Source organism: Enterobacter cloacae complex sp. IR5418, assembly GCF_049238105.1.
Taxonomy (GTDB): Bacteria; Pseudomonadota; Gammaproteobacteria; order Enterobacterales; family Enterobacteriaceae; genus Enterobacter; species Enterobacter hormaechei.
On the sequence record NZ_JBMKHS010000006.1, the window covers coordinates 29,654 to 54,223 of the forward strand.

25 protein-coding genes are annotated in these 24,570 nt (G+C 56.8%); 9 read left to right on the forward strand and 16 right to left on the reverse strand.

Annotation, left to right across the window (positions count from 1 at the left end; translation table 11 throughout):
* Nucleotides 1-48: 48 nt before the first annotated feature.
* On the forward strand, nt 49-807 hold the full coding sequence (locus ACOTX7_RS06825) for an SDR family NAD(P)-dependent oxidoreductase (protein ID WP_213828649.1): 759 nt from the start codon (nt 49-51) through the stop codon (nt 805-807).
* A gap of 174 nt (nt 808-981) precedes the next feature.
* Complete coding sequence (locus ACOTX7_RS06830) at nt 982-1,584, forward strand: helix-turn-helix transcriptional regulator (RefSeq protein ID WP_006808569.1); 603 nt, start codon at nt 982-984, stop codon at nt 1,582-1,584.
* On the opposite strand, the gene ACOTX7_RS06835 is transcribed toward ACOTX7_RS06830, so the two are convergent.
* Nucleotides 1,563-1,901 (reverse strand): lysozyme, encoded by a 339-nt coding sequence (locus ACOTX7_RS06835; protein WP_006808568.1) that lies wholly within the window; start codon nt 1,899-1,901, stop codon nt 1,563-1,565. The two genes, ACOTX7_RS06830 and ACOTX7_RS06835, sit on opposite strands and share 22 nt — an antisense overlap.
* 77 nt (nt 1,902-1,978) lie before the next feature.
* Nucleotides 1,979-2,512 (reverse strand): GNAT family N-acetyltransferase, encoded by a 534-nt coding sequence (locus ACOTX7_RS06840; protein WP_221813279.1) that lies wholly within the window; start codon nt 2,510-2,512, stop codon nt 1,979-1,981.
* Between the two features lie 146 nt (nt 2,513-2,658).
* Between ACOTX7_RS06840 and ACOTX7_RS06845 the strand changes: the two genes are divergently transcribed.
* Nucleotides 2,659-4,245 (forward strand): STY4199 family HEPN domain-containing protein, encoded by a 1,587-nt coding sequence (locus ACOTX7_RS06845; protein ID WP_221813281.1) that lies wholly within the window; start codon nt 2,659-2,661, stop codon nt 4,243-4,245.
* Between the two features lie 109 nt (nt 4,246-4,354).
* Here the strand turns inward: ACOTX7_RS06845 and ACOTX7_RS06850 are convergent, their stop codons facing one another.
* From ACOTX7_RS06850 to ACOTX7_RS06865, 4 genes are all read right to left on the reverse strand, one after another.
* On the reverse strand, nt 4,355-6,004 hold the full coding sequence (locus ACOTX7_RS06850) for an alpha,alpha-trehalase (protein WP_006808565.1): 1,650 nt from the start codon (nt 6,002-6,004) through the stop codon (nt 4,355-4,357).
* Between the two features lie 240 nt (nt 6,005-6,244).
* Entirely contained in the window at nt 6,245-6,532 is a 288-nt protein-coding gene (locus tag ACOTX7_RS06855) for a hypothetical protein (RefSeq protein ID WP_006808564.1), read from the reverse strand.
* A 171-nt stretch (nt 6,533-6,703) separates the two neighbouring features.
* On the reverse strand, nt 6,704-8,056 hold the full coding sequence (gene gorA, locus ACOTX7_RS06860; protein WP_221256613.1) for a glutathione-disulfide reductase: 1,353 nt from the start codon (nt 8,054-8,056) through the stop codon (nt 6,704-6,706).
* A gap of 70 nt (nt 8,057-8,126) precedes the next feature.
* Entirely contained in the window at nt 8,127-8,969 is an 843-nt protein-coding gene (locus ACOTX7_RS06865; RefSeq protein ID WP_006808562.1) for a 23S rRNA (adenine(2030)-N(6))-methyltransferase RlmJ, read from the reverse strand.
* Nucleotides 8,970-9,146: 177 nt separating this feature from the next.
* Here ACOTX7_RS06865 and prlC point away from each other — a divergent pair, with 177 nt between their 5' ends.
* Nucleotides 9,147-11,189 carry an oligopeptidase A gene (gene prlC, locus ACOTX7_RS06870; protein ID WP_221256611.1) on the forward strand — a complete coding sequence of 681 codons (2,043 nt, stop codon included), beginning with the start codon at nt 9,147-9,149 and terminating at the stop codon, nt 11,187-11,189.
* Between the two features lie 7 nt (nt 11,190-11,196).
* Nucleotides 11,197-11,961 carry a 16S rRNA (guanine(1516)-N(2))-methyltransferase RsmJ gene (rsmJ, locus tag ACOTX7_RS06875; protein WP_221813283.1) on the forward strand — a complete coding sequence of 255 codons (765 nt, stop codon included), beginning with the start codon at nt 11,197-11,199 and terminating at the stop codon, nt 11,959-11,961.
* 68 nt (nt 11,962-12,029) lie between these two features.
* On the opposite strand, the gene uspA is transcribed toward rsmJ, so the two are convergent.
* A complete protein-coding gene (gene uspA / locus ACOTX7_RS06880) occupies nt 12,030-12,467 on the reverse strand; it encodes a universal stress protein UspA (RefSeq protein ID WP_003861223.1) in 438 nt (145 codons plus the stop codon).
* A 283-nt stretch (nt 12,468-12,750) separates the two neighbouring features.
* On the opposite strand from uspA, the gene uspB reads away from it, so the two are divergent.
* Nucleotides 12,751-13,086, forward strand: a complete 336-nt coding sequence (gene uspB, locus ACOTX7_RS06885) for a universal stress protein UspB (protein WP_003861224.1) — start codon at nt 12,751-12,753, stop codon at nt 13,084-13,086.
* 54 nt (nt 13,087-13,140) lie between these two features.
* Here uspB and pitA read toward each other — a convergent pair whose 3' ends face one another.
* On the reverse strand, nt 13,141-14,640 hold the full coding sequence (gene pitA / locus ACOTX7_RS06890) for an inorganic phosphate transporter PitA (RefSeq protein WP_006808559.1): 1,500 nt from the start codon (nt 14,638-14,640) through the stop codon (nt 13,141-13,143).
* A 228-nt stretch (nt 14,641-14,868) separates the two neighbouring features.
* Between pitA and ACOTX7_RS06895 the strand changes: the two genes are divergently transcribed.
* Nucleotides 14,869-16,068, forward strand: a complete 1,200-nt coding sequence (locus tag ACOTX7_RS06895) for an NAD(P)/FAD-dependent oxidoreductase (protein WP_221813285.1) — start codon at nt 14,869-14,871, stop codon at nt 16,066-16,068.
* 87 nt (nt 16,069-16,155) lie between these two features.
* On the forward strand, nt 16,156-17,181 hold the full coding sequence (locus tag ACOTX7_RS06900; RefSeq protein ID WP_221256605.1) for a TerC/Alx family metal homeostasis membrane protein: 1,026 nt from the start codon (nt 16,156-16,158) through the stop codon (nt 17,179-17,181).
* Between the two features lie 60 nt (nt 17,182-17,241).
* Here ACOTX7_RS06900 and ACOTX7_RS06905 read toward each other — a convergent pair whose 3' ends face one another.
* From ACOTX7_RS06905 to ACOTX7_RS06915, 3 genes are all read right to left on the reverse strand, one after another.
* Nucleotides 17,242-17,904: an HAD family hydrolase gene (locus ACOTX7_RS06905; protein WP_003861228.1), complete on the reverse strand. Its 663-nt coding sequence runs from the start codon at nt 17,902-17,904 to the stop codon at nt 17,242-17,244.
* A 106-nt stretch (nt 17,905-18,010) separates the two neighbouring features.
* Entirely contained in the window at nt 18,011-18,805 is a 795-nt protein-coding gene (locus tag ACOTX7_RS06910) for an SDR family NAD(P)-dependent oxidoreductase (protein ID WP_006812313.1), read from the reverse strand.
* Between the two features lie 31 nt (nt 18,806-18,836).
* Nucleotides 18,837-19,718: a LysR family transcriptional regulator gene (locus tag ACOTX7_RS06915; RefSeq protein WP_221256604.1), complete on the reverse strand. Its 882-nt coding sequence runs from the start codon at nt 19,716-19,718 to the stop codon at nt 18,837-18,839.
* Between the two features lie 99 nt (nt 19,719-19,817).
* On the opposite strand from ACOTX7_RS06915, the gene ACOTX7_RS06920 reads away from it, so the two are divergent.
* On the forward strand, nt 19,818-20,324 hold the full coding sequence (locus ACOTX7_RS06920; RefSeq protein WP_047353723.1) for a phenolic acid decarboxylase: 507 nt from the start codon (nt 19,818-19,820) through the stop codon (nt 20,322-20,324).
* Between the two features lie 59 nt (nt 20,325-20,383).
* On the opposite strand, the gene acpT is transcribed toward ACOTX7_RS06920, so the two are convergent.
* From acpT to ACOTX7_RS06945, 5 genes are read right to left on the reverse strand one after another with little or no spacing between them, the layout of a single operon-like run.
* Nucleotides 20,384-20,977 carry a 4'-phosphopantetheinyl transferase AcpT gene (gene acpT, locus ACOTX7_RS06925; RefSeq protein ID WP_221256602.1) on the reverse strand — a complete coding sequence of 198 codons (594 nt, stop codon included), beginning with the start codon at nt 20,975-20,977 and terminating at the stop codon, nt 20,384-20,386.
* A gap of 2 nt (nt 20,978-20,979) precedes the next feature.
* Nucleotides 20,980-22,209, reverse strand: coding sequence for a beta-ketoacyl-ACP synthase (locus tag ACOTX7_RS06930; protein ID WP_221256601.1), 1,230 nt, complete (start codon nt 22,207-22,209; stop codon nt 20,980-20,982).
* Nucleotides 22,206-22,937, reverse strand: coding sequence for a 3-ketoacyl-ACP reductase FabG2 (locus ACOTX7_RS06935; RefSeq protein ID WP_213828295.1), 732 nt, complete (start codon nt 22,935-22,937; stop codon nt 22,206-22,208). Before ACOTX7_RS06935 ends, ACOTX7_RS06930 begins: the two co-directional genes overlap by 4 nt.
* A complete protein-coding gene (locus ACOTX7_RS06940) occupies nt 22,931-23,404 on the reverse strand; it encodes a 3-hydroxy-fatty acyl-ACP dehydratase (protein WP_221256600.1) in 474 nt (157 codons plus the stop codon). The genes ACOTX7_RS06935 and ACOTX7_RS06940 overlap by 7 nt, the downstream gene beginning before the upstream one ends.
* Nucleotides 23,404-24,570, reverse strand: a complete 1,167-nt coding sequence (locus ACOTX7_RS06945) for a beta-ketoacyl-[acyl-carrier-protein] synthase family protein (RefSeq protein ID WP_221256599.1) — start codon at nt 24,568-24,570, stop codon at nt 23,404-23,406. Before ACOTX7_RS06945 ends, ACOTX7_RS06940 begins: the two co-directional genes overlap by 1 nt.

The following is a 24,570-nucleotide window of genomic DNA, read 5'->3' on the forward strand; positions in this document are numbered from 1 at the left end:
CTAATAAGCTCTTTCTCAATCTTCATCACAGCCGAAACGAGGTGAATTATGAGTGAACGTATTGCTTTAGTGACTGGCGGTAGCCGCGGCCTGGGCAAAAATGCCGTTTTGAAGCTGGCAGCGGAAGGGACAGGGATCATCCTGACCTGGAACAGCAGCCAGCAGGAGGCGCAGGACGTTGTGCAGGAAATTGAGAGAAAAGGCGGTAAAGCGGCAGCATTGCAGCTTAACGTCGGCGATACGGCAAGTTTTACGCGCTTTGCTCAACAGGTGAAGGAGACCCTTAAACAGGTCTGGCAGCGTGACACCTTTGACTATTTAGTGAACAACGCGGGTACAGGTTTATACGCACCCTATACCGAGACGACAGAAGCGCAGTTTGATGATGCGGTGAACATTCACTTCAAAGGTCCGTTTTTCCTCACGCAACAGCTGCTGCCGCTAATAAAAGACGGAGGGCGGATCCTGAACGTCTCAAGTGGACTGGCCCGTTTTACTCAGCCAGGTTCAGGCACCTACGCGGCAATGAAAGGGGCGATGGAAGTGCTGACCCGCTATCAGGCAAAAGAGCTTGGCGCGCGTGGGATTTCCGTCAATATCATCGCGCCTGGCGCCATTGAAACCGACTTTGGTGGCGGACGCGTACGGGACAATGCGGAGCTTAACCAGCTGCTGGCCTCACAGACCGCGCTGGGGCGCGTGGGTCTGCCCGATGATATTGGAGACGCTATCGTGGCGTTGCTCAGCGACAAACTGGGCTGGATGAATGCGCAACGTATTGAAGTGTCGGGCGGTATGTTCCTGTAATGTTCACTCTTAAGGGGAGGGAACCCCTCTTGAGGAAATCCTTAAAGCAAGTATGTCTAAATCCTGGAAGATATAAAGAGAGCTGGGTGATTTGTAACCTCTCCATTCATTGAGTTTTTTCTTAAAAAATGCCTCTGTAGAATCCCCCTTCGCTATTCTCAGAGGAGTAAAACGATGCGAGTAATCATGTTTGACAGGCAGTCATTATTTATTCATGGAGCGATATACAGTTTGCAGAAGTTAATTCCGGAAATAGATATGACAGGGGCTCGTCAGACTGATGAATTATGGGCGCAATTATCCGCGTCGCCCTCCGCTATCGTCATGATAGATGGGGAATTAATTCGTGATAATGGTGTGGCTTTACTGGAAGAGATTATGGATCGTTTTCCAACGGCGCGCGTGGTATTGGTGTTAACGAAAAAAGAGCGGCGTTGGGTTGAGCAAATGTTTCAGCGCAACGTGGTGGCGATAGTTCCCCGCAATGCGAATCCCGAACGCTTTTCCGCAGTGCTGGATTCTGTATCGCGAGGGATGGTCTGTTTTCCCGGCGAGTGGCTGAAGCAGCACTCTTCCCAGGATGAACTGTCATTGTTAAGCGAGCGCCAGCGTGAGGTGTTGAAGTTACTGGCGGCCGGAGAGTCCAATAAAGAGATTGGGCGTAATCTCAACATCAGTGCGGCAACGGTAAAAGCCCATCTTGAGACGCTTTTCCGCCGCCTTGATGTTAAAAACCGGACGCAGGCCGCGATGTATTACACCCGGGCGACGGCCTGAAGGATCTTCTCTGGCAGAGGGGACTCTGCCCCAAAACTGAAAAGGGTTAATATCAGTGCATCATGCTGCTGTTGGGTTAAAGGGCGTGTGTTCATTTCCCGCAGCAGCGTCTCACATAATTGAATATCATTGAAAAGCAAATACTCCGCCTCAGCGGGCGTGATGAGACCGTTAAATTTTTCCCACTGGCGAATCACGTGACCATAACCAATAACCCATATTCCCTTTTCGTCACGGTATTTCGCCAGGGAAAGACCCTGTTGTTTTTTAATTAATGCGATTGCAGCAGAAGATATCTGCATTGCATAACCCGTCATAAGCGTTTCCTCTTAGGGGCGTGACTATAGAGGAAACACCGTCCGGGAAATATCCGCCAAATGGCCGTTGATCAGGTTTAACTGAACGGGTATTCCTTTTTCAGTAAACCGAATAGCCAGTCGTTATGCCATTGCCCTGAAAGGAAATAACTCTCACGTAACTCACCTTCCAGCTGAAAACCTGTTTTTTCGAGCAGTCGCCTTGAGGCGATATTTCCCGCGGTAACGGTGGCGGTAAGCCGACGAATATTGCCCTGAGTCAGCGCGAAATCACACACCGCCCGCAGAGATTCAAAGCCGTAACCTTTTCCCTGTGCAGAGGTCGTAAAGAGAAAACCGACTTCGGCACAGTCGGCTTCCCGGTGCACATAGCCGGTTACGCCCAGCGGCGTCTGGCTGGCCGTATCACGCACGACGAGGCAGAGCCAGTGCGCGCTTCCCGGCGTCCACGGCAACAGACGAGCCTCGAAGGCTTCCCGAATGTCCGCCTCGCTACGCGCAGGGGCGACAAAACGCATTACTTCCGGATTTTGCTGTAGCGACAGAAAAAAGGGCCAGTCTTGCTCTTGCAGCGGCGAGCAGGTGAGACGCGCGGTGGTTAAGGCGGGCATGAGGATCCTCCAGAGGCAGTGCAAATGATTATAAGGTTGTCACTTTATTTCAACAGAAACTCAGGTATGTTTAACTTCATATAAATAAAAAGAAAAACAACCTTTAAAACCGCTTTTGCGGTACGCATTGTCTCTCAAGGAAAACAATGATGATTAGCTCATCGCATCATACCCGCGAACAGTTTGAACACTGTCTGGCGGCGATCCGGCAGGCGTCTGTTGAAATCTTACTTCTGTTGAATGTACCTGTTTCTGAAGGAAAAGATCCACGCTGGTTTCTGGAACAACTGGATAGCGCCCGCCTGGGGCTGGGTGGGTGGGGCGCCGTAGCCAGCAAGCTGAACCTGAATGATGCGGAAATGACGGCCTTTACGCTGCAATTACGTTTGCTTCAGCAGCGCGTTCCCCAGTATGAAAGCGGGCAGGATGTCAGCGAAAACCAGCTGATTGCGGCGATGCGCTTCGTCACCTCCCTTGAATATCTGCGTCTGCAACAGCCCCTTCTGACCTACGATACCGGGATGGTGCCAGAGAAGGAGAGCCAGCTTCAGGCGCAGAAACAGGTGCGTGCCATTGAGCTGATGATAAAAGGGCTGATACAGCAGGCGTGGCCCGATCCGGTGCGGCTGAATAATCACCTTAAAACCTTGTTTAACGCTGAACGCGTGCGTCGCTGGCTGAAAAATGGTGAGATTAATGATGTTCTGAGCGGCATGTTGTTCAGCGAGCTGGCCCAGTTGCTGGTGGATAAAAAAGAATTTAGCCGCTACTACGCATCGCTGTTTAACGCACCGGACATGCTGACGCTGCTGGTAGAGCCTCGCAAAACCCTGCAAACCTTCCTCGAAGATATTCGACAAATCCGCAACAGCATCACCGTCCAGCAGCCGTTAAGCGGGGCGCAAATCCAGCTGCTCGACAGCTATTACACGCAGATCACCCGCTCCGTCCAGCGTGCGTTTGAGGAAGGGCGGACACGGGTTAACCCGGCGGCGCTGATGGCGGTGGCTGAAAGCGATCTGCACGCGTTCTGGGAAAAGGCGCAAAAACTGGACCGCACCACAGGCGGCGATCTTTTTGAAGTTCGCGACAGCATAGAGAAACCGACCCAGCGCGCGACGCGAACGCCTGAGCAGCGCGAGCAGCTGATCTCCGGGGTGCTGTGGGGCGCGGTTGGCGTAATGGTTATCGCCATTATCGTGGGGGGATTCTGGCTGGTGACCAGCAGTAAACCGCAGCAAGCCGTCGTGGCTGCCGCCGGGGCGCCGCCAGCGCAGGAGATGCGTGAAACGCCTTCCTCACGGGAGACGTTAACCCGCATGGGGGTTACCTGGGATGAGAATAATTTCCGTTCGGCCATCAATCGCAATGACACCCGCGTGGCGCTCCTCTTCTTGCAGGGTGGGATGGACTGGAAAATGTCATGGACGGAGGAGGCGTTGTCGGCAGGCTACGACGACGTGCTGGAAGTGATGTTGCGCTACCGCCTGCAAATGACAGAGCAAAAGCCCTGCCGACGCTTTATTAATACGCTGAGCCATGCAATGGCGAACGGCGAATCGCTGACCTCTATGCGTAAGCAGTACCTGAAAGCATTCTGTACCGTCCCGGCGGTAGTGAAACGTCAGCAGCACGACGCCGAGATGGCAACGCGCCGCGCCAAATCCCAGCCCGATGCCAGCACAAAAAAATGGCAGTCCATCCAGACTGCCATTTATGAGGTGATCCGCTGATTATTTTCCCCCTCACCCCGGCCCTCTCCCCAAAGGGGCGAGGGAGAAAAGGCCGCACCGTTAAGTCCCCTCTCCCCTCAGGGGAGAGGGTCAGGGTGAGGGGTGAGACTCAGGGCTCCCCATACAGCCCAATCAATCGCCGCACTACGCCATTCGTCCAGCCGAAGCCATCCTGCAACGGATACTCACCCCCGCCACCTTCGCGTGGCGTACTGCTGGCGATGTGGTACTTCTCAATCAGCTTATGATGGGTTTTGTAGTAATGATTCACCGTGTGCAGCCAGCTCCAGGCGATCTCATCTCCCAGCGAGTCATTGCCGTACTGTTTGAACCCCTGGATCGCCATCCACTGTAGCGGTGCCCAGCCGTTCGGCTTATCCCACTGCTCCCCGGTTTCGTATTCGGTGGCGAGAATGCCGCCCGGCGTGAGGAGACGTGCTTTAACCGCATCGGACAGCCGTTCAGCCTGCTCATGCGTCGCCATCCCCACATACAGCGGCACAATGCTTGCCGCAGAGAACAGCGCCAGCGCTTCACGCCGCCAGTCGTAATCACGATAACAGCCGTTCTCTTCGTCCCACAGATAGCGGTTCACCGCCGCGCGGCGGTCGCTGGCTTTCTGACGGAACAGCTCCGCCGTCTCTTTATCCCCTTTCGACGCTGAGATATTGGCGATAGCGCTCTCCAGTTTGAACAGGAACGCATTCAAATCGATGGGGATAAACTGTGTCGTGCGGATGCTGGCCAGCCGCGCAGGATCGCGCAGCCAGCGGGACGAGTAATCCCATCCTGAGGCTGCCCCGGCGCGCAGGTCGCGATACACCTCGTTCGGCGGACGACCAGAATGACGGGCGGTTTCTACGTCCTCAATCCACGATTCATCCCGCGGCGTATCGCGATCGTCCCAGTAACGGTTGAGTAATGAGCCATCCGGCATACGTACCGCACTGCGATACGCCTGATTGAGCAGCAGCGATTCCGCCCCGTCCATCCAGAAGGCGTATTCCATTTTGAGATGCTCAAGATAGCGCTTCGCCCCGCGCACGCCGTCCTCTTCAAACAGCTCCACCATCAGGGCAAAAACGGGCGGCTGGGAGCGGCTGAGATAGTAGGTGCGGTTGCCGTTCGGGATATGCCCGTAGCGCTCAATCAGCCAGGCGAAGTTATCGGCCATACATTTCAGCAGATCGTTACGTCCGCTCTCTGCAAGCCCCAGCATGGAGAAGTATGAGTCCCAGTAGTAGGTCTCGCTGAATCGTCCGCCGGGCACAATATAAGCCTGCGGCAGCGCCAGCAGCGACGACCACGGGATGTGATCCTGCGGCTCGCGCGTCAGCACCGGCCACAGATTATCAATGTGTTCTTTCAGGGAGAGGCCGGGATCAGAGACGTACTCTTTGCTGTAGTCCTCCGGCAGCCAGAAGTGATTCTCCACAAAGCGCGCCAGGTCAAAATCACGGTGACGACGCACCTTGCGATAGCGGATCAAAATATCCAGCGGATCCATCTTCGGCGCGCAGTCGGGAAAGGTTTTGCTGTCCGCAAACAGCCGCGACGACTGGACGTGTTCAAACAGTTCAAGGTAGCGGTCTGCGGGCGTCAGGGCATCGGACGCCGGCAGTCCTTCAATCATTTCCGGTTCCGGCTCTGCCTCGATCATCTCATCCAGTTTTAACTCACAGGGATCGGTTTCGTAGCGCAGCTCTTCTGCGATTTCAAACTCGATATCCTCGGCAGTCTGTAGTTTCTGGTTGAACATGGTGTTCAGGACCTCCGGTTTTTGTCGTAACAAATACGGGTTTTTCCCGGCTAGCTTTTAAGCGTAGACATTCGCTTCGGTTAATGCGGTGCGAAGTGTGCGGTAGATCACGCTTTCAAAATGGATTTAAACACGCTGAAAATCAGATATCCCTTTGATTATGAAATTATTAAATCAGTATCTTTGGATACAAAGCAGGAATAAAATTCAGAGCATTCGGTATTCTGCATAACGCAGGGATTAATGCGCCTGACGCGCATCGCCTGAAAGGCTGTTGGCGGTTTGATTGGCTTTCTGGCTGGCGCCTTCGCTTTTATCCATCGCCTTGCTGGCCGCTTTTTCCGCATGGGCGGCGCTGTACGCAGCCAGATGGGAAATCACGATGGCGTAAATGCTCATTAATGACACCCAGAGGATGCTATTTTTCCACCACAGCAGGGTAGGGATCGTCAGTATCGCCCATACCAGCGCGAGAACAAGGTGCATTTTGGCCATCAGTTTTGCGGTGATCTTTACGTGCATTTTCATATCTCTAATCTTTTTCCGTAGTAACAGGCGAACGCGTAGCGCTTTCTAAGATTAGTTAATTCCACCGCGGGTAGCGGGTTATTTTGTTACTGTTTGTACACCCGTTGGGTTTACCCATCACAGGCATAAAAAAACCGGCCAGCTGGCCGGTTTTGTTGCGGATCAGACGGATCAGCGCATGGTTACAAACTCTTCCGCCGCAGTCGGGTGGATCGCCACGGTGTTATCGAAGTCTTTCTTCGTTGCGCCCATCTTCAGCGCCACCGCGAAGCCTTGCAGGATCTCGTCCATGCCGAAGCCAATGCCGTGGATGCCGACGATCTTCTCGTCCGGGCCAACGCAGACCAGCTTCATCCGGCACGGCTGACGGTGCGAGGTGACGGCGGTATACATTGCGGTAAACGCCGATTTATACACTTTCACCTGGTCATCACCGTACTGCTCGCGCGCCTGCGGCTCGGTTAAGCCGACGGTACCGATTGGCGGGTGGCTGAAGACCACGGTCGGAATATTGCTGTAATCCAGATGTTCGTCCGGCTTGTTGTTAAACAGACGCTCGGAGAGACGACGCCCCGCCGCCACGGCAACCGGGGTCAGTTCAACCGCACCGGTGTTATCGCCCACGGCATAAATGCCCGGTACGCTGGTGTTCTGGAACTTATCAACGACGATGTAGCCTTTTTCATTGGTTTTCACCCCGGTTGCGGCCAGGTTGAAGTTGTCGGTGGCCGGTTCACGGCCAATCGCCCAGATCAGGCAATCAACGGTCTGGCTACGGCCATCTTCCAGCTCAAGCGTCAGGCTACCGTCCGCATTTTTCACCACCGCTTTTGGTACGGCGTTGGTGTGCAGGGTTGGGCCTTCGGTGTTCATTACTTCAACCAGCGTATCGACGATCAGCGGGTCAAAGCTGCGCAGCGGCGCGTGCTTACGCACGAACAGGTGGGCTTGTGCGCCCAGACCGTTAATCACGCCGGCCAGCTCAACCGCGATGTAACCTGCGCCCACAATGGCAACGCGTTCTGGCAGAGCAGGCAGCTCGAAGAATCCGTCGGAGTCGATACCGTATTCCGCGCCCGGAATGTTCGGGTGGCTCGGACGGCCGCCGGTAGCGATCAGGATGTGATCGGCAGTGATCGTCTCGCCGTTTACCTCGATCGTCTTCGCATCCACGAAACGGGCGAAGCCGCGGATCACGTCGACGTTATTCTTGCCCAGCACGTTATCGTACGAGGTGTGAATACGGTTGATGTAGGCGGTACGGCTGGCGATCAGTTTGTCCCAGTCGAAATGATTGATCGTGGTGTCAAAACCGTAGTCCGGGCCATACATATGGATAGCTTCACGGATTTGCGCGGCATGCCACATCACTTTCTTCGGTACACAACCCACGTTTACGCAGGTGCCGCCGAGTTCTTTGGCTTCAATCAGCGCACATTTCTGGCCATACATGGCCGCACGGTTGATGGAGGCGATGCCACCGCTGCCGCCGCCGATTGCGATGTAGTCATAATGCTTAGTCATAGCGTTGTCCTTAATCGTGAATTGCCGCGATTGTATACCTGAAATCAATAGTTTCCACCGATGGCTGCGATTACTCCGGCACGATCCAGCTTACGGTGGCGTGTCCTGTTCCGGCTGGCACCAGCGTTTTGTGCAGCCACGGCAGGACGTTGTTCATCTGTGCTTCCAGCTTCCACGGCGGGTTAATCACAATCATGCCGGAAGCGGTCATGCCGCGCTGGTCGCTGTCGGGGCGCACAGCCAGCTCAATTTGCAGGATTTTACGAATGCCGGTCGCTTCGAGGTCTTTGATCATGCGTTTAATTTGCGCGCGCAGCACCACCGGATACCACAGGGCATAGGTACCGGTCGCAAAGCGTTTGTAACCTTCATTGATGCCAGTCACCACCGCCTGATAATCGGTTTTGATTTCGTACGGCGGGTCGATCAGCACCAGGCCGCGACGGGAAACCGGCGGCAGCTTCGCTTTCAGCTGCTGGTAGCCATCGGCTTTATCCACGCGGGCGCGATTATCTTTCTGAAACTCTGAGCGCAGCAGCGGGAAGTCGCTCGGGTGCAGTTCGGTCAGCTGGAGGCTGTCCTGCTCGCGAAGCAGCTGGCGGGCAATCAGCGGGGAGCCAGGGTAATAGCGCAGCTGGCCGTTGCGGTTGAAGTGGTTCACCACGCCGATGTACGGCTCCAGCTCGGCAGGCAGATCGTCCTGCTGCCAGATACGCGCAATCCCTTCCAGATATTCACCGGTACGCTCGGCATGCTCGCCGCTCAGCTGATAACGGCCCGCGCCCGCGTGGGTGTCCAGATAAAGGAACGGTTTATCCTTTTCTTTAAGCGATTCAATGATCAGGCTCTGAACGGTGTGTTTGAGGACGTCGGCGTGGTTGCCTGCGTGGAAGCTGTGGCGATAACTGAGCATGGGTAATGATATTCCGCTGAATTGACGATTTGCCACAGTTTACAGCAGAACGGCACAGATTACCCGCAGGCCCGGTAAGCGCGGCTATTGAAATCCTCTACACTTAACCCCATTACTGAACAATATGCACAGCGCCGGATGCGCGCTTCATTCATCTATTTCAACAGGACAGCGTTTATGACCAATCCATTACTGACGCCTTTTTCGTTGCCACCGTTTTCTAAAATCCTCCCTGAGCATGTGGTTCCAGCCGTTACCCAGTCGCTGGACAACTGCCGCGCGGCGGTAGAAAGCGTGGTTGCGCAAGGCGCGCCGTACACCTGGGAAAATCTGTGTCAGCCGCTGGCCGAAGTGGACGACGTGCTGGGACGTATCTTCTCCCCGGTGAGCCACCTGAACTCGGTGAAAAACAGCCCGGAGCTGCGTGAAGCCTACGAACAAACCCTGCCGCTGCTCTCTGAGTACAGCACCTGGGTCGGTCAGCACGAAGGGCTGTACAAAGCCTACCGCGACCTGCGCGACGGCGACCACTATGCCGAACTGAACACGGCGCAGAAAAAATCGGTCGATAACGCGCTGCGTGACTTTGAGCTGTCCGGGATTGGCCTGCCAAAAGAGAAGCAGGTTCGTTACGGTGAAATTGCCGCGCGCCTGTCTGAGCTGGGCAACCAGTACAGCAACAACGTCCTGGACGCCACCATGGGCTGGACGAAGCTGATTGCCGATGAATCCGAACTGGCGGGTATGCCGGAAAGCGCGCTGGCGGCGGCAAAAGCCCAGGCCGAAGCGAAAGAGCAGGAAGGCTTCCTGTTAACGCTGGATATCCCAAGCTATCTGCCGGTGATGACCTACTGCGACAACCAGGCTCTGCGCGAAGAGATGTACCGCGCCTACAGCACCCGCGCCTCCGATCAGGGGCCGAATGCGGGCAAATGGGACAACAGCCCGGTGATGGCGGAGATCCTCGCCCTGCGCCATGAGCTGGCACAGCTGCTGGGCTTCGACAGCTACGCGGATAAATCCCTCGCCACCAAAATGGCCGAGAACCCGCAGCAGGTGCTCGACTTCCTCACCGATCTGGCGAAACGCGCCCGTCCTCAGGGTGAAAAGGAACTGGCTCAGCTGCGCGCCTTTGCGAAAGCGGAGTTCGGCGTGGAGGAGCTTCAGCCGTGGGATATCGCGTACTACAGCGAAAAACAGAAACAGCACCTTTACAGCATCAGCGACGAACAGCTGCGTCCGTACTTCCCGGAAAACAAAGCCGTTAACGGTCTGTTCGAGGTGGTGAAACGCATCTACGGCATTACCGCGAAAGAGCGTAACGATATCGACGTCTGGCACCCGGACGTGCGCTTCTTCGAGCTGTATGACGAGAAAAACGAACTGCGCGGCAGCTTCTATCTGGATCTTTACGCGCGTGAAAACAAACGCGGCGGGGCGTGGATGGACGACTGCGTGGGCCAGATGCGTAAAGCGGATGGTACCCTGCAAAAACCGGTCGCCTATCTGACCTGTAACTTCAACCGTCCGGTGAGCGGCAAACCTGCGCTGTTTACCCATGATGAAGTGATCACCCTGTTCCACGAGTTCGGTCACGGCCTGCACCACATGCTGACCCGCATCGAAACCGCTGGCGTGGCCGGTATCAGCGGTGTGCCATGGGATGCGGTCGAACTGCCAAGCCAGTTTATGGAAAACTGGTGCTGGGAGCCGGACGCGCTGGCGTTTATCTCCGGCCACTACGAGACCGGCGAACCGCTGCCGAAGGAACTGCTGGATAAAATGCTGGCGGCGAAAAACTACCAGGCGGCGATGTTCATCCTGCGTCAGCTGGAGTTCGGCCTGTTCGATTTCCGCCTGCACGCCGAATTCAGCCCGGAGCAGGGGGCGAAAATCCTTGAAACGCTGGCCGAGATTAAAAAGCAGGTCGCCGTTATTCCTGGCCCAACCTGGGGACGCTTCCCGCATGCGTTCAGCCATATCTTCGCAAGCGGATACGCCGCAGGCTACTACAGCTACCTGTGGGCTGACGTGCTGGCGGCGGACGCCTTCTCTCGCTTCGAAGAGGAGGGGATTTTCAACCGCGAAACCGGTCAGTCGTTCCTCGACAACATCCTGACCCGCGGCGGTTCAGAAGAGCCTATGGAGCTGTTCAAACGCTTCCGTGGCCGCGAGCCGCAGCTGGATGCGATGCTTGAGCATTATGGGATCAAAGGCTGATTGTGACGTGAAGATCTGCTTAGTGGATGAAACGGGCGCCGGGGACGGCGCCTTATCTGTTCTGGCATCCCGCTGGGGGCTGGAACATGATGAAGATAACCTGATGGCGCTGGTGATGACTTCAGCGCATCTCGAATTACGCAAGCGCGACGAGCCGAAGCTTGGCGGCATTTTTGTCGATTTTGTCGGCGGCGCGATGGCGCACCGGCGCAAGTTCGGCGGTGGTCGCGGCGAAGCGGTGGCCAAAGCGGTCGGCATTAAAGGCAGCTATCTGCCGGACGTGGTGGATGCCACGGCGGGGCTGGGGCGCGATGCCTTTGTGCTGGCGTCTGTCGGCTGTCACGTGCGGATGCTGGAGCGTAATCCTGTTGTCGCCGCGCTGCTCGACGACGGGCTGGCGCGGGGCTACGCGGACCCGGAAATCGGTCCGTGGTTACAGGAACGTTTGCAGCTTATTCACGCCTCCAGCCTGACGGCGCTGACGGACATCACCCCGCGTCCGCAGGTGGTTTACCTCGACCCGATGTTTCCGCATAAGCAGAAAAGCGCGCTGGTGAAGAAAGAGATGCGGGTGTTTCAGTCGCTGGTGGGGCCAGATTTAGATGCCGATGGCCTGCTGGAGCCTGCTCGTCAGCTTGCAACTAAGCGGGTGGTAGTGAAACGCCCGGACTACGCACCGCCGTTGGCGGACGTTGCGACCACTAACGCGGTGACCACGAAAGGGCACCGGTTTGATATTTATGTCCCCTCACCCCAACCCCTCTCCCCATAGGGGCGAGGGGCTCGATCGTTCCCTCTCCCCTGTGGGGAGAGGGTTAGGGTGAGGGGTATTTAACACACTTACTCGTCTTCTTCGTCACGCAGTGGAACAATCAGCATATCCACGTGAACGGTATTAATCAGCTGGCGCGCGGAAGACATCAGCTTGCTCCAGAAGTCCTGATGATGACCACATACCACCAGATCCATATCGTATTTCTTAATGGCGTCAACCAGCACCTGGCCCAGATCGCCGCTACCGCTTAAGGTTTCAGTGATCGGATAGCCCGCGTTAGTGGACAGTTCGCTCAGGGCATGGTGAGTTTCTTCGGAGATGCGTTTCTGCATATCGCCGAGATTTACGTCGATCAGACCGGTGTAGAGGTCGGAGTAATTCACATCAACATGAATCAGGGAGACTTTCGCGTTGTAGGGACGTGCCATGGATACCGCTTTATCAACCAGCACTTTGCTCTCCGGAGAGAGGTCTACCGCGATGAGAATGTGTTTGTAAGCCATAGTGTTACTCCTTCCTTAAGTTATCGATGACTAAATGAGAATGCCGTCGTCTGATACTTTCATTACGGCCCAGTTAAACATATTTTTCAAGCTTTGGTGTTGATAACGATTAACCTTGTGGCAAAAAAATTAACGGATCTCCTACACTATTTAATGAGCCGTTCGGATATTAAAACGCGAACCGGATCGACTTTTAGTCATTCTTTCACTGAACTGTCTGTCAGGGCATTGGGGTGCGGTAGCTCAGAAGCCTTGCTTCGTGGGCGGACGCCGGGGAGGATGTATGATTAGCACCGTCGCATTGTTTTGGGCGTTATGCGTAGTTTGCATAGTGAATATGGCGCGCTACTTCTCATCATTACGTGCGCTGTTAGTGGTACTTCGTGGTTGCGATCCGTTGCTGTATCAGTATGTGGACGGTGGAGGGTTCTTCACCTCGCATGGACAGCCCAGCAAGCAGATGCGTCTGGTGGGGTACATCTACTACCAGCGTTACCGCGATCACCACGATGAAGAGTTTATCCGTCGCTGCGAGCGCCTGCGTCGTCAGTTCATTTTGACCAGCGCCCTGTGTGGTCTGGTTGTGGTGAGTATGATTGCACTGATGATTTGGCACTGAGCATAAAAAAAGCGGGCCAGTTTCCTGACCCGCTTTTTTGTCGCCTTCAGCCGATTAAATCAGCTTCAGCGAAATCCAGTACAGACCGCCAGACAGCAGGATGGACGCCGGGAGGGTGAACACCCAGGCCATCAGAATGTTGGTCACGGTTTTACGCTGCAAACCGCCGCCGTCAACAATCATGGTACCTGCCACGGACGAAGAGAGTACGTGGGTGGTGGAGACTGGCATACCGGTGTAGCTCGCCAGACCGATAGACACTGCCGCCGTCATCTGCGCGGACATACCCTGCGCATAGGTCATGCCTTTCTTACCGATCTTCTCGCCGATGGTGGTCGCCACACGACGCCAGCCAATCATCGTACCGATACCCAGCGCCAGTGCGACCGCCATGATGATCCAGATTGGCGCGTACTCAATGGTGTTGAGCATATCGCCTTTCAGTTTCTTCAGCAGACGCTTGTCGTCAGCATTAACCTCTGGCAGCTTCGCGACTTTATCGGTCACGTCGGAGATACAGAGCATGATGCGACGCAGCTGACCGCGCTGTTCAACAGCCAGTTTGTCGTAGCTTTCGATATCGGCCAGCATACCTTTCGCACGTTCCAGCGCGTTAACCGCGTTTGCCGGATGGCAATGGAACTCGCCCGGTGCCGTCGTTGCGCCTGAATCCGGAGAAGGAATCAGCTGGTCCACGCCGGTGGCTTTCTTCAGCAAATCAGGATGCTGCTGGAAGTAAGTCTCAACGTTGTTTACCGCATCACGGGTACGGGTGATTTCGTAACCGGAGGCATTCATGTTAACCACGAAGCCCGCCGGTGCGACGCCAATCAGAACCAGCATCACCAGACCTATACCTTTCTGACCATCGTTCGCGCCATGAGAGAAGGCCACGCCGATAGCGGAAATGATCAGCGCGATACGCGTCCAGAACGGCGGCTTTTTCTTGCCGTCTTTCTTCTCACGCTCTGCTGGCGTCAGGTGGATACGCGCACGTTTCTTCGTGTTGCTCCAGTAGCGACGCAGGATGAAAATCAATCCACCCGCGACCACCAGACCCACGATAGGAGAGATGATCAGAGAGCCGAAAATACCCAGTACTTTAGGGAGGTTCAGCGCATCAACCACCGATGTACCGGTCATCAGGGCGTTGGTTAAACCGATACCGATAATCGCGCCGATAAGGGTGTGAGAGCTGGATGCCGGCAGGCCGAAATACCAGGTACCAAGGTTCCAGATAATCGCAGCAAGCAGCATTGAGAACACCATGGCCAGGCCATGACCGGAACTCACGTTAAGCAGCAGATCCGTTGGCAGCATATGCACGATCGCATACGCAACGCTCAGTCCGCCCAGGAGGACACCAAAAAAGTTAAATACCGCCGCCATAACGACCGCAAGCTGCGATCGCATTGCGCGAGTGTAGATAACTGTTGCAACTGCGTTTGCAGTGTCGTGGAAGCCGTTGATCGCTTCGTAAAACAGCACAAAAACCAGAGCAAGCAATAATAAAAGCCCGGTATGTAAATCCAGGCCGGCAAACAAATGTAGCATAGGACGTTACGCCATTTTGAGGACATGAACGCGGCGCATTATCCAGGACAAATGCGCAACGGGCAAAGTGAAATATAGACTTTTTTTGACATACCACCTGAATTGAGAAAAGTGCCTGAAAGGATAATCTTTAAATATCAATGAAATGGCTTTGTAATATCTTTTTACGCTGGTGCGACCACTGAGGAAACTTTACAATCCGCGGCAGTTAACGAAGAGGATTTTGACGTGGAAAGGTTTGATGCCGTAGTAATTGGCGCCGGTGCGGCGGGTATGTTTTGTGCGGCGATGGCCGGACAAGCGGGTCGTCGTGTGCTGCTGCTGGATAACGGAAAAAAGCCTGGTCGCAAGATCCTGATGTCTGGCGGTGGGCGCTGCAACTTTACTAATCTTTATGTCGAGCCTGCGGCCTATTTGAGCCAGAACCGTCATTTCTGTAAGTCTGCGCTGGCGCGCTACACCCAGTGGGATTTTATCGAACTGGTGGGTAAATACGGTATCGCATGGCATGAGAAGACGCTGGGACAGCTGTTCTGCGACGACTCCGCGCAGCAAATCGTCGATATGCTGGTGGCCGAGTGCGAGAAGGGCGGCGTGGTAATACGCCTGCGCACCGAAGTGCTGGACGTCGCCCGTGACGAGCAGGGTTACACGCTGCAACTAAACGGCGAAACCGTCAGCGCCGATAACCTGGTGATTGCCAGCGGTGGCCTGTCGATGCCGGGGCTGGGCGCCTCGCCGTTCGGCTATAAAATTGCCGAGCAGTTTGGCCTGAAGGTGCTGCCCACCCGCGCCGGGCTGGTACCGTTCACGCTGCATAAGCCACTGCTGGAACAGCTTCAGACGCTCTCCGGCGTGTCTGTGCCATCGGTCATTACGGCCGAAGACGGCACGGTATTCCGCGAAAACCTGCTCTTCACCCATCGCGGACTCTCGGGGCCAGCGGTATTGCAGATCTCCAGTTACTGGCAGCCGGGGGAGTTTGTCTCCGTGAACCTGGTGCCGGACTGCGATCTGGACGCCTTCCTCAACGAGCAACGCGCCGCGCACCCGAATCAAAGCCTGAAAAATACCCTGGCGATGCAGCTGCCGAAGCGTCTCGTGGAGTGCTTGCAGGTGTTAGGGCAAATTCCGGATGTCGCGCTTAAGCAGCTCAACAGCCGCGAGCAGGAAACGCTGGTAGAGACGCTGACGAACTGGCGCGTGCAGCCAAACGGCACCGAAGGTTACCGCACGGCGGAAGTCACGCTGGGCGGCGTGGATACAAACGAACTCTCATCCCGCACGATGGAAGCCCGCAACGTGCCGGGTCTTTATTTCATCGGTGAAGTGATGGATGTTACCGGCTGGCTCGGCGGGTATAACTTCCAGTGGGCGTGGGCCAGTGCCTGGGCATGCGCGCAGGCACTCGCTGAAAAGAACGGTTAATATTTATTTTTTTAGCGTGCTGCGTCCTTAACGGGTCCACGCTTTTTATTGTGTGCATGGTGTTTTGTCTTCTTAAAAGGGTTGTCTATGTCTGCTGCTCATCTCGGTTTCCCGACGGAAACCGTTGTTGTCTTTGTGGTGATGGCCGTTGGGGCGATGTTTATCGACCTCTTCATGCACCGTCACGATAAGCCGATCTCGCTGAAAAGCGCGGTCATGTGGTCCATCTTCTGGGTCATGATGGCGATGGCCTTCGCCGGATTCTTATACGTGCACCACGGAGCGGAGATGGCCAGTCTGTTCCTGACCGGCTATGCGCTGGAAGAGGTTCTTTCCGTCGACAACCTGTTTGTGATGATGGCGATCTTCGCCTGGTTCGGCGTACCGGATAAATATCGTCACCGCGTGCTCTACTGGGGCGTGCTTGGGGCGATTGTGTTCCGCGGTATTTTTGTTGCAATCGGCACCAGCCTGCTGAGCCTGGGGCCGTATGTTGAGGTGATTTTTGCGCTGGTCGTCGGCTGGACGGCAGTGATGATGCTAAAGCGCAATGAAGAGAGCGATGAAGTAGAAGATTACTCCGGCCATCTGGCGTACCGCCTGGTGAAACGCTTCTACCCGGTGTGGCCAAAAATCAGCAGCCATGCGTTCATCCTGACCCAGAAAGAGGTGGATGCCGAGCTGGAGAAGCCTGAAAACAAGGATATGATGGTGGGCCGCGTGAAAAAGGCGAAGCGTTACGCAACGCCGCTGCTGCTCTGCGTTGCGGTGGTGGAGCTGTCCGACGTGATGTTCGCCTTCGACTCCGTACCCGCAATCATTGCCGTCAGCCGTGAGCCGCTGATTATCTACAGCGCCATGATGTTCGCCATTCTCGGCCTGCGTACCCTCTACTTCGTGCTGGAAGCGCTGAAGCAGTACCTGGTGCATCTGGAAAAAGCGGTGGTGTTACTGCTGTTCTTCGTGGCGTTCAAGCTGGGGCTGAATGCGACCGACCACTTCTGGCATCACGGTTATAACATCGGTGCCACGGCAAGCCTGTTTGTGGTGCTGGGGGTACTGGCGCTGGGGATCATTGCGAGCGTCATGTTCCCGGGGAAACGTGAGGCCTGATGTACCGCTTTTCTCCCTCTCCCACAGGGAGAGGGCCGGGCTGAGGGCACCGGGCCGCACCTAACCCTTAATTGGTGAATTCCGGCGCTTGCTCGGATGATGGAAATGCCGCCAGTGTGGATCCTGCGCCGCTGCCAGCAATTCATGGTCGCCGCGCGTGTCGCCCCAGGCGCGCAGGTGATACGCGTTCAGGTCGCCATACACCTTCTCCAGCCTCGCCACCTTCTGTGCACAACGGCAGTTATGGCCGGTGATCCGCCCGGTCAGCTTGCCGTCTTTCACTTCCAGCTGCGTGCCAATCAGCTTAATGCCGAGCTTATCGGCCCACGGCTGTAACACCAGCGCCGGGGAGGCGGAGCAAATCGTCACTTCTGCACCGGAATTGACCTCATTAGCGACGGCCAGCACGCCTTCCGGGCGCATCAGCTTGTTCCAGTATTTTTCACAGAAGGCTTCCGCCTGCTGACGTAACCAGTGCTCATCCACCCCCGTCAGGAAGGTTTTGATCAACACCTCTTTCAGTTCATCACGCGTCAGCTTGCGGCGCACGCAGTGCAGCGTAGGCAGGGCCATGCGCACCAGTCGGCCAGCAAAATAGCGCTTGCCAAAGGCAAAGCGCAGGAACGGAATAAAACTGTCGTGGTGCGTCAACGTACCATCAAAGTCAAAGACAGAGAGCACGCTGGACTTCGCCACGGCTTCGTCGGCAATCATATTGGTCATAAATACGTCTTAGCTGAAATACACATTCTGTTCACTAGTTTACCTGCTTTACCTGCACAGTCCTTATATCCGATCTCATTTTTTCTCGAACCTGGGGCCTGACGGGTCAAACAATGTCATCCACCACGCCGCCGTCAACGCGCAGCGCCGCGCCGGAAGTCGCGGAGGCCTGCATGGAACAGACATACACCACCATATTCGCCACTTCTTCCACCGTGGCGGCGCGCTGGATCACCGAGCTGGGGCGATTCGTCATCACGAATGCTTTCGCCAGCTGCTCCAGTGATTTACCGGTTCTCTCGATCTCGTCTTTCATCATCGCAGCAAAACCGTCCGACATGGTCGGGCCGGGCAGCACGCTGTTCACCGTGACGCCGCTGCCGGCCACGAACTTCGCCAGCCCGCGTGCCAGCGAGAGCTGAGCGGTTTTTGTTACGCCATAGTGGATCATATCCGCAGGAATATTGCAGGCCGATTCTGACGAGATAAACACCACACGACCCCAGCCTTTTTGTACCATGCCGGGCAGCAGGGCGCGGGAGAGGCGCACGCCGGACATGACGTTTGTTTGCCAGTAGCGTTCCCAGGTCTCGTCGTCGGTGGAATAAAAATCCTGCTGACCATAAATCCCGGCGTTATTCACCAGAATATCAACGTGCGTGGCAACCCTGAGCAGTTCGTCAACGCCCTCCTGCGCGCTGAGATCGGCGATGGCGGCACGGACCTGAACGCCAGGCACCACCTGCTGTAACGCCTGAATGCCTTTGTTCACTGAGTCGATGCTGCGTCCGTTCACGATCACTTCCGCACCGCTTTCCGCCAGCCCGCGGGCGATGGCAAACCCAATGCCGCCGGTGGACGCCGTTACCAGCGCCACTTTCCCCGTTAAATCGATTTTCATCGTTCGCTCCTTGTCGTCTTAGGTTCAAAACTTAAAGCGTAGCAGTTGACGATGATGGCTCCTGCTTAAAAAGGCGCAACAGCGCCTCAACCTGCTCGTCCAGCGGGCTGAGGGAGCGTTTGACGATGAGGTGCAGCGGCGTGGCGCGACGTACGCCGTGGCTGAGCGGCAGGATTTTGAGGATGCCTTGCTGGAGTGGGGCCTGAATGCGTTCTTCCGGTAACCAGCCGTACCCAACCTGATACATCACCGCTTCGATTGCGGCATCGATGGTGGAGAATGTCCACGACTCCCCGGTGGGGCGAACGGTGGGCTGGCTGTCGGCGATCTGAATGCGCGGCCACGGTCGTAGCATCTCGTCGTTAAGGGGTGTATCCAGCGCAAACAGAGGGTGCGCGTGATGCGCGACGGCAACAAAATCGATATTCATCAGCCATTCGCCCAGGCCGGTTATGTCCTGGCGGCGGGTTAAGACCATCACGTCGGCTTCATCATTGAGCGCATCTGCGCGGCTGTTTTCCAGCACCTCGGTAAGCCGCACCTGCGTTTGCGGGTACAGCTGCTGAAACTGACGCAAAATCGCGAACAGCCGACTGCGCGGAAAGATACTGTCGACCATCAAATCGATACGGGTTCGCATCCCGCTGCGCAGAGTCGCCGCGCGCGTTTCAACATAGGCGAAGGCTTTCAGCAGCGGTTTAACCTGATTTAGCAACAGCTCGCCCGCCGGGGTCAGCACGGCCCGTCTGCCTTCTGTCATTAAGAGCGCCACCCCCAGCCGCTCCTGCAAAAGCGACAGGTTATAGCTGACCGAGGACTGGCTGCGGTGGGTCTCTTCCGCCGCCTTAGCGAAGCTGCCAGCCTCGATGACTTTCTCCAGCAAGGCCCACTGTTCGAGCGTCGTCTTATGCATGATTAATCTAAATTTTGGATGAATTTGATTCAAACATAGCGTTATTCATTCGATTTTTGAAGGGGTACGATCGTCTCATCAAAACAAAGGAGACATCTTATGAACACCTTCGACAAACATGATTTAAGCGGCTTCGTCGGCAAACATCTGGTTTATACCTACGATAATGGCTGGAACTACGAAATTTACGTTAAAAACGAAAACACCCTCGACTACCGTATTCACAGCGGTCTGGTGGGCAACCGTTGGGTGAAAGATCAGCAGGCATACATTGTTCGCGTTGGGGAGAGCATCTATAAAATTTCCTGGACGGAGCCAACCGGTACCGACGTGAGCCTGATCGTGAACCTGGGCGACCGCCTGTTCCACGGCACCATCTTCTTCCCACGCTGGGTCATGAATAATCCGGAAAAAACCGTCTGCTTCCAGAACGATCACATTCCGCTGATGAACAGCTACCGTGATGCCGGTCCGGCGTATCCGACAGAGGTGATTGATGAATTCGCGACCATTACCTTCGTGCGCGACTGCGGCGCCAATGATGATAGCGTGATCAATTGCGCGGCCAGCGAGCTGCCTGCAAACTTCCCGGAAAATTTAAAATAAGATCGGGAACACGTGAACGGGACATCGGCCATGTTGGTTTTAACCGGCATGGCCGTTTTTTATGCCGCAGAAATGCCGGAGTAAGAAACAGAGTCCGCCGTTAAGGTGAAAGGCGTAGGCGTACAGACTGCCAGGCTCAGCGAGCCGAAACGTAGCTGGCTGACCGGGAGCGACTGGGCGGTACTGTCAATGCTGACAATCTGCCACGCGCTGCCGCCACGCTGTTTGACGATCGCTTCTTTGCGCGTCCAGATACGCCAGAATGCGGAAAGCTGCTCTTCAGGCGCTTCCCGCTCCAGTTCATCATGTTCGGTGAGGCTGAAAACGGCATTCGCCAGCGCCTGCCAGTTCGCGCGCGGGCGGATCACTTCGATATCGCAGCCCACTTCACCTTCATCGCTCATCAGCAGGGCAATATCGTCCCCGCTGTGACTCAGGTTAAACCACAGCGGATGACCGTTAGCGAAGGCCGGTTTTCCCTGCTCGCCGTAAATTATCTCGGGAAGCGGCGAGGGGGATAAGGTTCTGGCGAGCAACGTCCGGCCTGCAAGCCAGGAAGCGTGTCGTGCACCCTGCGGTGCTCTGTCTGCGAGCGTTGACGCCAGTGGGTCCGCGCTAAGGGTGGAGATTTTTCCCAGTACAAACTGGTACATAGTTACGCCCAGCGTTTGATGATTATCGAGGTATTAATGCCGCCAAAGGCAAAGTTATTGCTCTGAATAAATTCGCAATCAATCGGGCGGGTTTCCCCCATAATATAATCTAAAGCGCCGCATTGCTCATCCGGTTGTCTTAAATTGAGCGTCGGCGTGAACCAGCCCTCCCGCATCATGTGCAGACTCAACAGGGCTTCCAGCGCGCCACAGGCGCCCAGGGTATGGCCGAAATAGCTCTTCAGGGAGGAGATGGGCACCCTGTCGCCGAAGATAGCGGCGGTCGCCTGACTCTCGGCGATATCCCCGCGATCGGTCGCCGTACCGTGGGCGGAAATGTAGCCAATGTCCTGAGGGCCAAGGCCTGCCATCGCCAGCGACTGTTCCATACACACCTGCATGGTTTCACGCTGGGGCTGGGTGATGTGCGCCGCATCGCAGTTGGTGGCAAAGCCCACGATCTCGCCATAAATTGTTGCCCCGCGCGCTCTGGCATGCTCCAGCGCTTCCAGCACCAGCGTGCCCGCGCCTTCACCAATCACCAGACCATCGCGCTGAACGTCAAACGGCGACGGCGTGGTTTTTGGCGCGTCGTTCCGCTGGCTGGTGGCAAACAGGGTATCGAAAACCGCTGCTTCCGACGGACACAGCTCTTCCGCGCCGCCTGCCACCATCACGGTCTGGTAGCCGTGACGAATGGCTTCCCAGGCATAGCCAATCGCCTGGCTGCCGGAGGTACAGGCGCTCGACGTGGGGATCACCCGTCCGCGCAGGCCAAAGAACAGCCCGGTATTCACCGCCGTGGTGTGCGGCATCATCTGCACGTAGGTGGTGCCGGTGATGTTGTGGGTGTGCTTTTCGGTGAGCATGGAGGCAAACTCGCTGACCGGCCCGGTGCTGCCCGTTGACGAGCCGTAGGCGATCCCGGTCTGACCGTTGGTCAGCACGGCGTCGTCGATCAGGCCCGCCTGCTCCAGCGCCAGTTCGGTCGCGCGGGTGGAAAGCAGCGACACCCGGCCCATGGCGCGAATGCGCTTTCGCGTGTAGTGAGCGGGGAGAGTAAAGTCTTCAATCGGCGCGGCGAGCAGGGTTTGCAGGCCGTCATACGCCTGCCACTCCGTCATGGTACGCACCGCGTTTTCATACCCGCGCAGACGGCGCGAGATGGTCGGCCAGTCCTCGCCGAACGCGGTGACGCCGCCCATGCCCGTAATCACTACCCGGCGGGTCATAGCATGCCTCCGTTAATCGAAATCACCTGACGCGTCACATAGCCTGCTTTATCCGACATCAGGTAGCTCGCCAGCCCGGCGACTTCCTCGGCCTGGCCCATACGCTGCATCGGGATCATCGACATCGCCGCATTCAGCGCGGCGTCGTCCATCTCGATCATGCCGGTATCGATCAGCCCCGGCGCGATGCAGTTGACGGTGATTTTGCGTTTTGCCAGCTCGGTGGCGAGCGCTTTGGTGGCGCCGATGATCCCGGCTTTCGCCGCGCTGTAGTTCACCTGCCCACGGTTGCCCATGATGCCTGATACCGACGACAGGGTGATGATCCGCCCGCCCTTGCGGGTGCCGATCATCGGCATAATGCAGGGATGAATGACGTTATAAAAACTGTCGAGATTGGTGTGGATCACGCTGTCCCAGTCATCGTCGCTGAGCGCCGGAAATGCGCCGTCGCGGGTAATGCCAGCGTTACTGACCACGCCGTACCACGCGCCGTGATCGGCGATCTCCTGTTCCAGCACCGTGCGGCACTGCGCGCGGTTGCCCACGTCGAAGGTGAGTAAACGGCCCGCGCCGCCCGCCCGGACAATCGCTTCCAGCGTCTCCTGCGCGCCCGCTTCATCACGATGGTAATGCACGCCGACGGTGAAACCGTCCGCCGCAAGCTGAAGGGCGATAGCGCGGCCAATGCCTTTGCTGGCGCCGGTGACCAGTACGGATCTCATGATGGTGTTCCCTGGTTGAAAAGTGTGGTTAATTCTTCCTCGCTCGGCTGGAAGGTGTTCACGCGGCCCGTGGCGAGGGAGGCGTTATCCGCTTGAATGACGCATTCGAAGCTGCCGAAGCGGTCATCCTGCATCAGTCGTTCGATGGTGATGGTCAGCGTGCTGCCTGCGGCAAAATGCCCTGCGTCGCACACCAGCTCGCGCGCGCCCAGCACCATACCCAGCGCACAGTGCGGCAGCCCTTTTTGCATCCGGTGCCACTCTGACCAGACGCCCACGGTCTGGGCCATCAGCTCCAGCGCAAACCAGCCAGGCAGGTTGCCGTCAGCGTCCAGAAACGGGGCCAGAATGCCCCGATCGTTCACCGTGACGCGGCAAACGGCGCGGTCATCGGTGACGCTCTCCACGCTTTCTAGCAGCAGCATCGGCGTGTCGTGAGGAAGATAATCCCCGGGGGGTAAATAGCGCATTATGCCCTCCCCAGCAGAAGGCTGGCGTTGTTGCCGCCAAACGCGAAAGAGTTCGACAGGATCACCGGTTTTTTCAGCTGTGCGCTCTGGTGCAGTAAGCCGAAGGTGGGCAGGGTGTCATCCGGCGCGTAGCGGGAAAAATCCTGCGGTGGCAGCGGCAGGTTACGGGTCAGGATCAGCCAGCTCAGGGCGGCCTCGGTGATCCCGGCCGCGCCCAGCGTGTGGCCGGTAAGGTGTTTCGTGGAGCTGCACGGTACGCGGTCGCCAAAGAGGTCGTGGATCACCTGCGCCTCAATGCGATCGTTCAGCGGCGTGGCGGTGCCGTGCAGGTTGATATAGCCGACGTCCGCCGCCGTCATGCCCGCCTCGTTCAGCGCCTGGGTGATGGCGCGGATCGCCCCTTCGCCCTGCGGATGCGGGGCGGAAATATGGTACGCATCGCTGGATTCCCCCGCGCCCAGAAGGGCAATCTCGCCCGGCTCGCGGGTCAGCACCATCAGGGCCGCCGCTTCGCCAATGGTGATCCCCCGGCGGTTGCGGCCAAACGGCTCGCACAGGGTCGGGGAGAAGGATTCCAGGCTGTTGAAGCCGTTGACCGGCATGCGGCTCAGGCTGTCGGCCCCGCCGACGATGGCGACATCCACCAGCCCCGCCTCGATCAGACGACGACCGCTAATGATCGCCCGCGCGCTGGATGAGCAGGCGGTCGAGATGGTATACGCCGGGCCGTCCAGCGCCAGCCAGCGGGCAAGAAAGCGCGACGGATCGCCCAGCTCCTGCTGCGGATATTGCCACTGCGTGCTGCGCTCGCCGTTCTGCGCGCGGCGCACGTACTCATCCCCCTCGTCCAGCCCGGAGGTGCTGGTGCCCAGCACAACCGCCACGCGGTCGCGCCCCACGCGCGCAATGGCCGCATCAACGGCGGGCCGGATTTGCGTCAGCGCCTCCAGCAGCAGCTGATTGTTGCGGCTGCGATGGGCGGAAAAAGACTCGGGGACAGGGGGAAGTTCACCCTCCACGCCCCCCAGCACGGCCTCGGGGAAGCCCTGTAGCCAGCCCGCACGGTGGCGCATCCCGGGGGCCACGCCAGCGATCAGGTTCGCCGCAATGTCATCAGCCGAGTTGCCGAGCGCGTTGACCATGCCAACGGCAGAAAGGTAAATCAT

Bases quoted from the DNA above. Each gene is read 5' to 3' on its own strand.
- acpT (WP_221256602.1), bottom strand. From the start codon at position 20,977: ATGTACCAGTTTGTACTGGGAAAAATCTCCACCCTTAGCGCGGACCCA.
- ACOTX7_RS06830 (WP_006808569.1), top strand. From the start codon at position 982: ATGCGAGTAATCATGTTTGACAGGCAGTCATTATTTATTCATGGAGCG.
- ACOTX7_RS06930 (WP_221256601.1), bottom strand. From the start codon at position 22,209: ATGACCCGCCGGGTAGTGATTACGGGCATGGGCGGCGTCACCGCGTTC.
- pitA (WP_006808559.1), bottom strand. From the start codon at position 14,640: ATGCTACATTTGTTTGCCGGCCTGGATTTACATACCGGGCTTTTATTA.
- ACOTX7_RS06845 (WP_221813281.1), top strand. From the start codon at position 2,659: ATGATGATTAGCTCATCGCATCATACCCGCGAACAGTTTGAACACTGT.
- ACOTX7_RS06855 (WP_006808564.1), bottom strand. From the start codon at position 6,532: ATGAAAATGCACGTAAAGATCACCGCAAAACTGATGGCCAAAATGCAC.
- ACOTX7_RS06865 (WP_006808562.1), bottom strand. From the start codon at position 8,969: ATGCTCAGTTATCGCCACAGCTTCCACGCAGGCAACCACGCCGACGTC.
- uspB (WP_003861224.1), top strand. From the start codon at position 12,751: ATGATTAGCACCGTCGCATTGTTTTGGGCGTTATGCGTAGTTTGCATA.
- prlC (WP_221256611.1), top strand. From the start codon at position 9,147: ATGACCAATCCATTACTGACGCCTTTTTCGTTGCCACCGTTTTCTAAA.
- ACOTX7_RS06850 (WP_006808565.1), bottom strand. From the start codon at position 6,004: ATGTTCAACCAGAAACTACAGACTGCCGAGGATATCGAGTTTGAAATC.
- ACOTX7_RS06825 (WP_213828649.1), top strand. From the start codon at position 49: ATGAGTGAACGTATTGCTTTAGTGACTGGCGGTAGCCGCGGCCTGGGC.
- ACOTX7_RS06905 (WP_003861228.1), bottom strand. From the start codon at position 17,904: ATGACCAATATGATTGCCGACGAAGCCGTGGCGAAGTCCAGCGTGCTC.
- uspA (WP_003861223.1), bottom strand. From the start codon at position 12,467: ATGGCTTACAAACACATTCTCATCGCGGTAGACCTCTCTCCGGAGAGC.
- ACOTX7_RS06910 (WP_006812313.1), bottom strand. From the start codon at position 18,805: ATGAAAATCGATTTAACGGGGAAAGTGGCGCTGGTAACGGCGTCCACC.
- ACOTX7_RS06915 (WP_221256604.1), bottom strand. From the start codon at position 19,718: ATGCATAAGACGACGCTCGAACAGTGGGCCTTGCTGGAGAAAGTCATC.
- ACOTX7_RS06835 (WP_006808568.1), bottom strand. From the start codon at position 1,901: ATGACGGGTTATGCAATGCAGATATCTTCTGCTGCAATCGCATTAATT.
- ACOTX7_RS06945 (WP_221256599.1), bottom strand. From the start codon at position 24,570: ATGATTTACCTTTCTGCCGTTGGCATGGTCAACGCGCTCGGCAACTCG.
- ACOTX7_RS06920 (WP_047353723.1), top strand. From the start codon at position 19,818: ATGAACACCTTCGACAAACATGATTTAAGCGGCTTCGTCGGCAAACAT.
- gorA (WP_221256613.1), bottom strand. From the start codon at position 8,056: ATGACTAAGCATTATGACTACATCGCAATCGGCGGCGGCAGCGGTGGC.
- ACOTX7_RS06900 (WP_221256605.1), top strand. From the start codon at position 16,156: ATGTCTGCTGCTCATCTCGGTTTCCCGACGGAAACCGTTGTTGTCTTT.
- ACOTX7_RS06840 (WP_221813279.1), bottom strand. From the start codon at position 2,512: ATGCCCGCCTTAACCACCGCGCGTCTCACCTGCTCGCCGCTGCAAGAG.
- ACOTX7_RS06940 (WP_221256600.1), bottom strand. From the start codon at position 23,404: ATGCGCTATTTACCCCCCGGGGATTATCTTCCTCACGACACGCCGATG.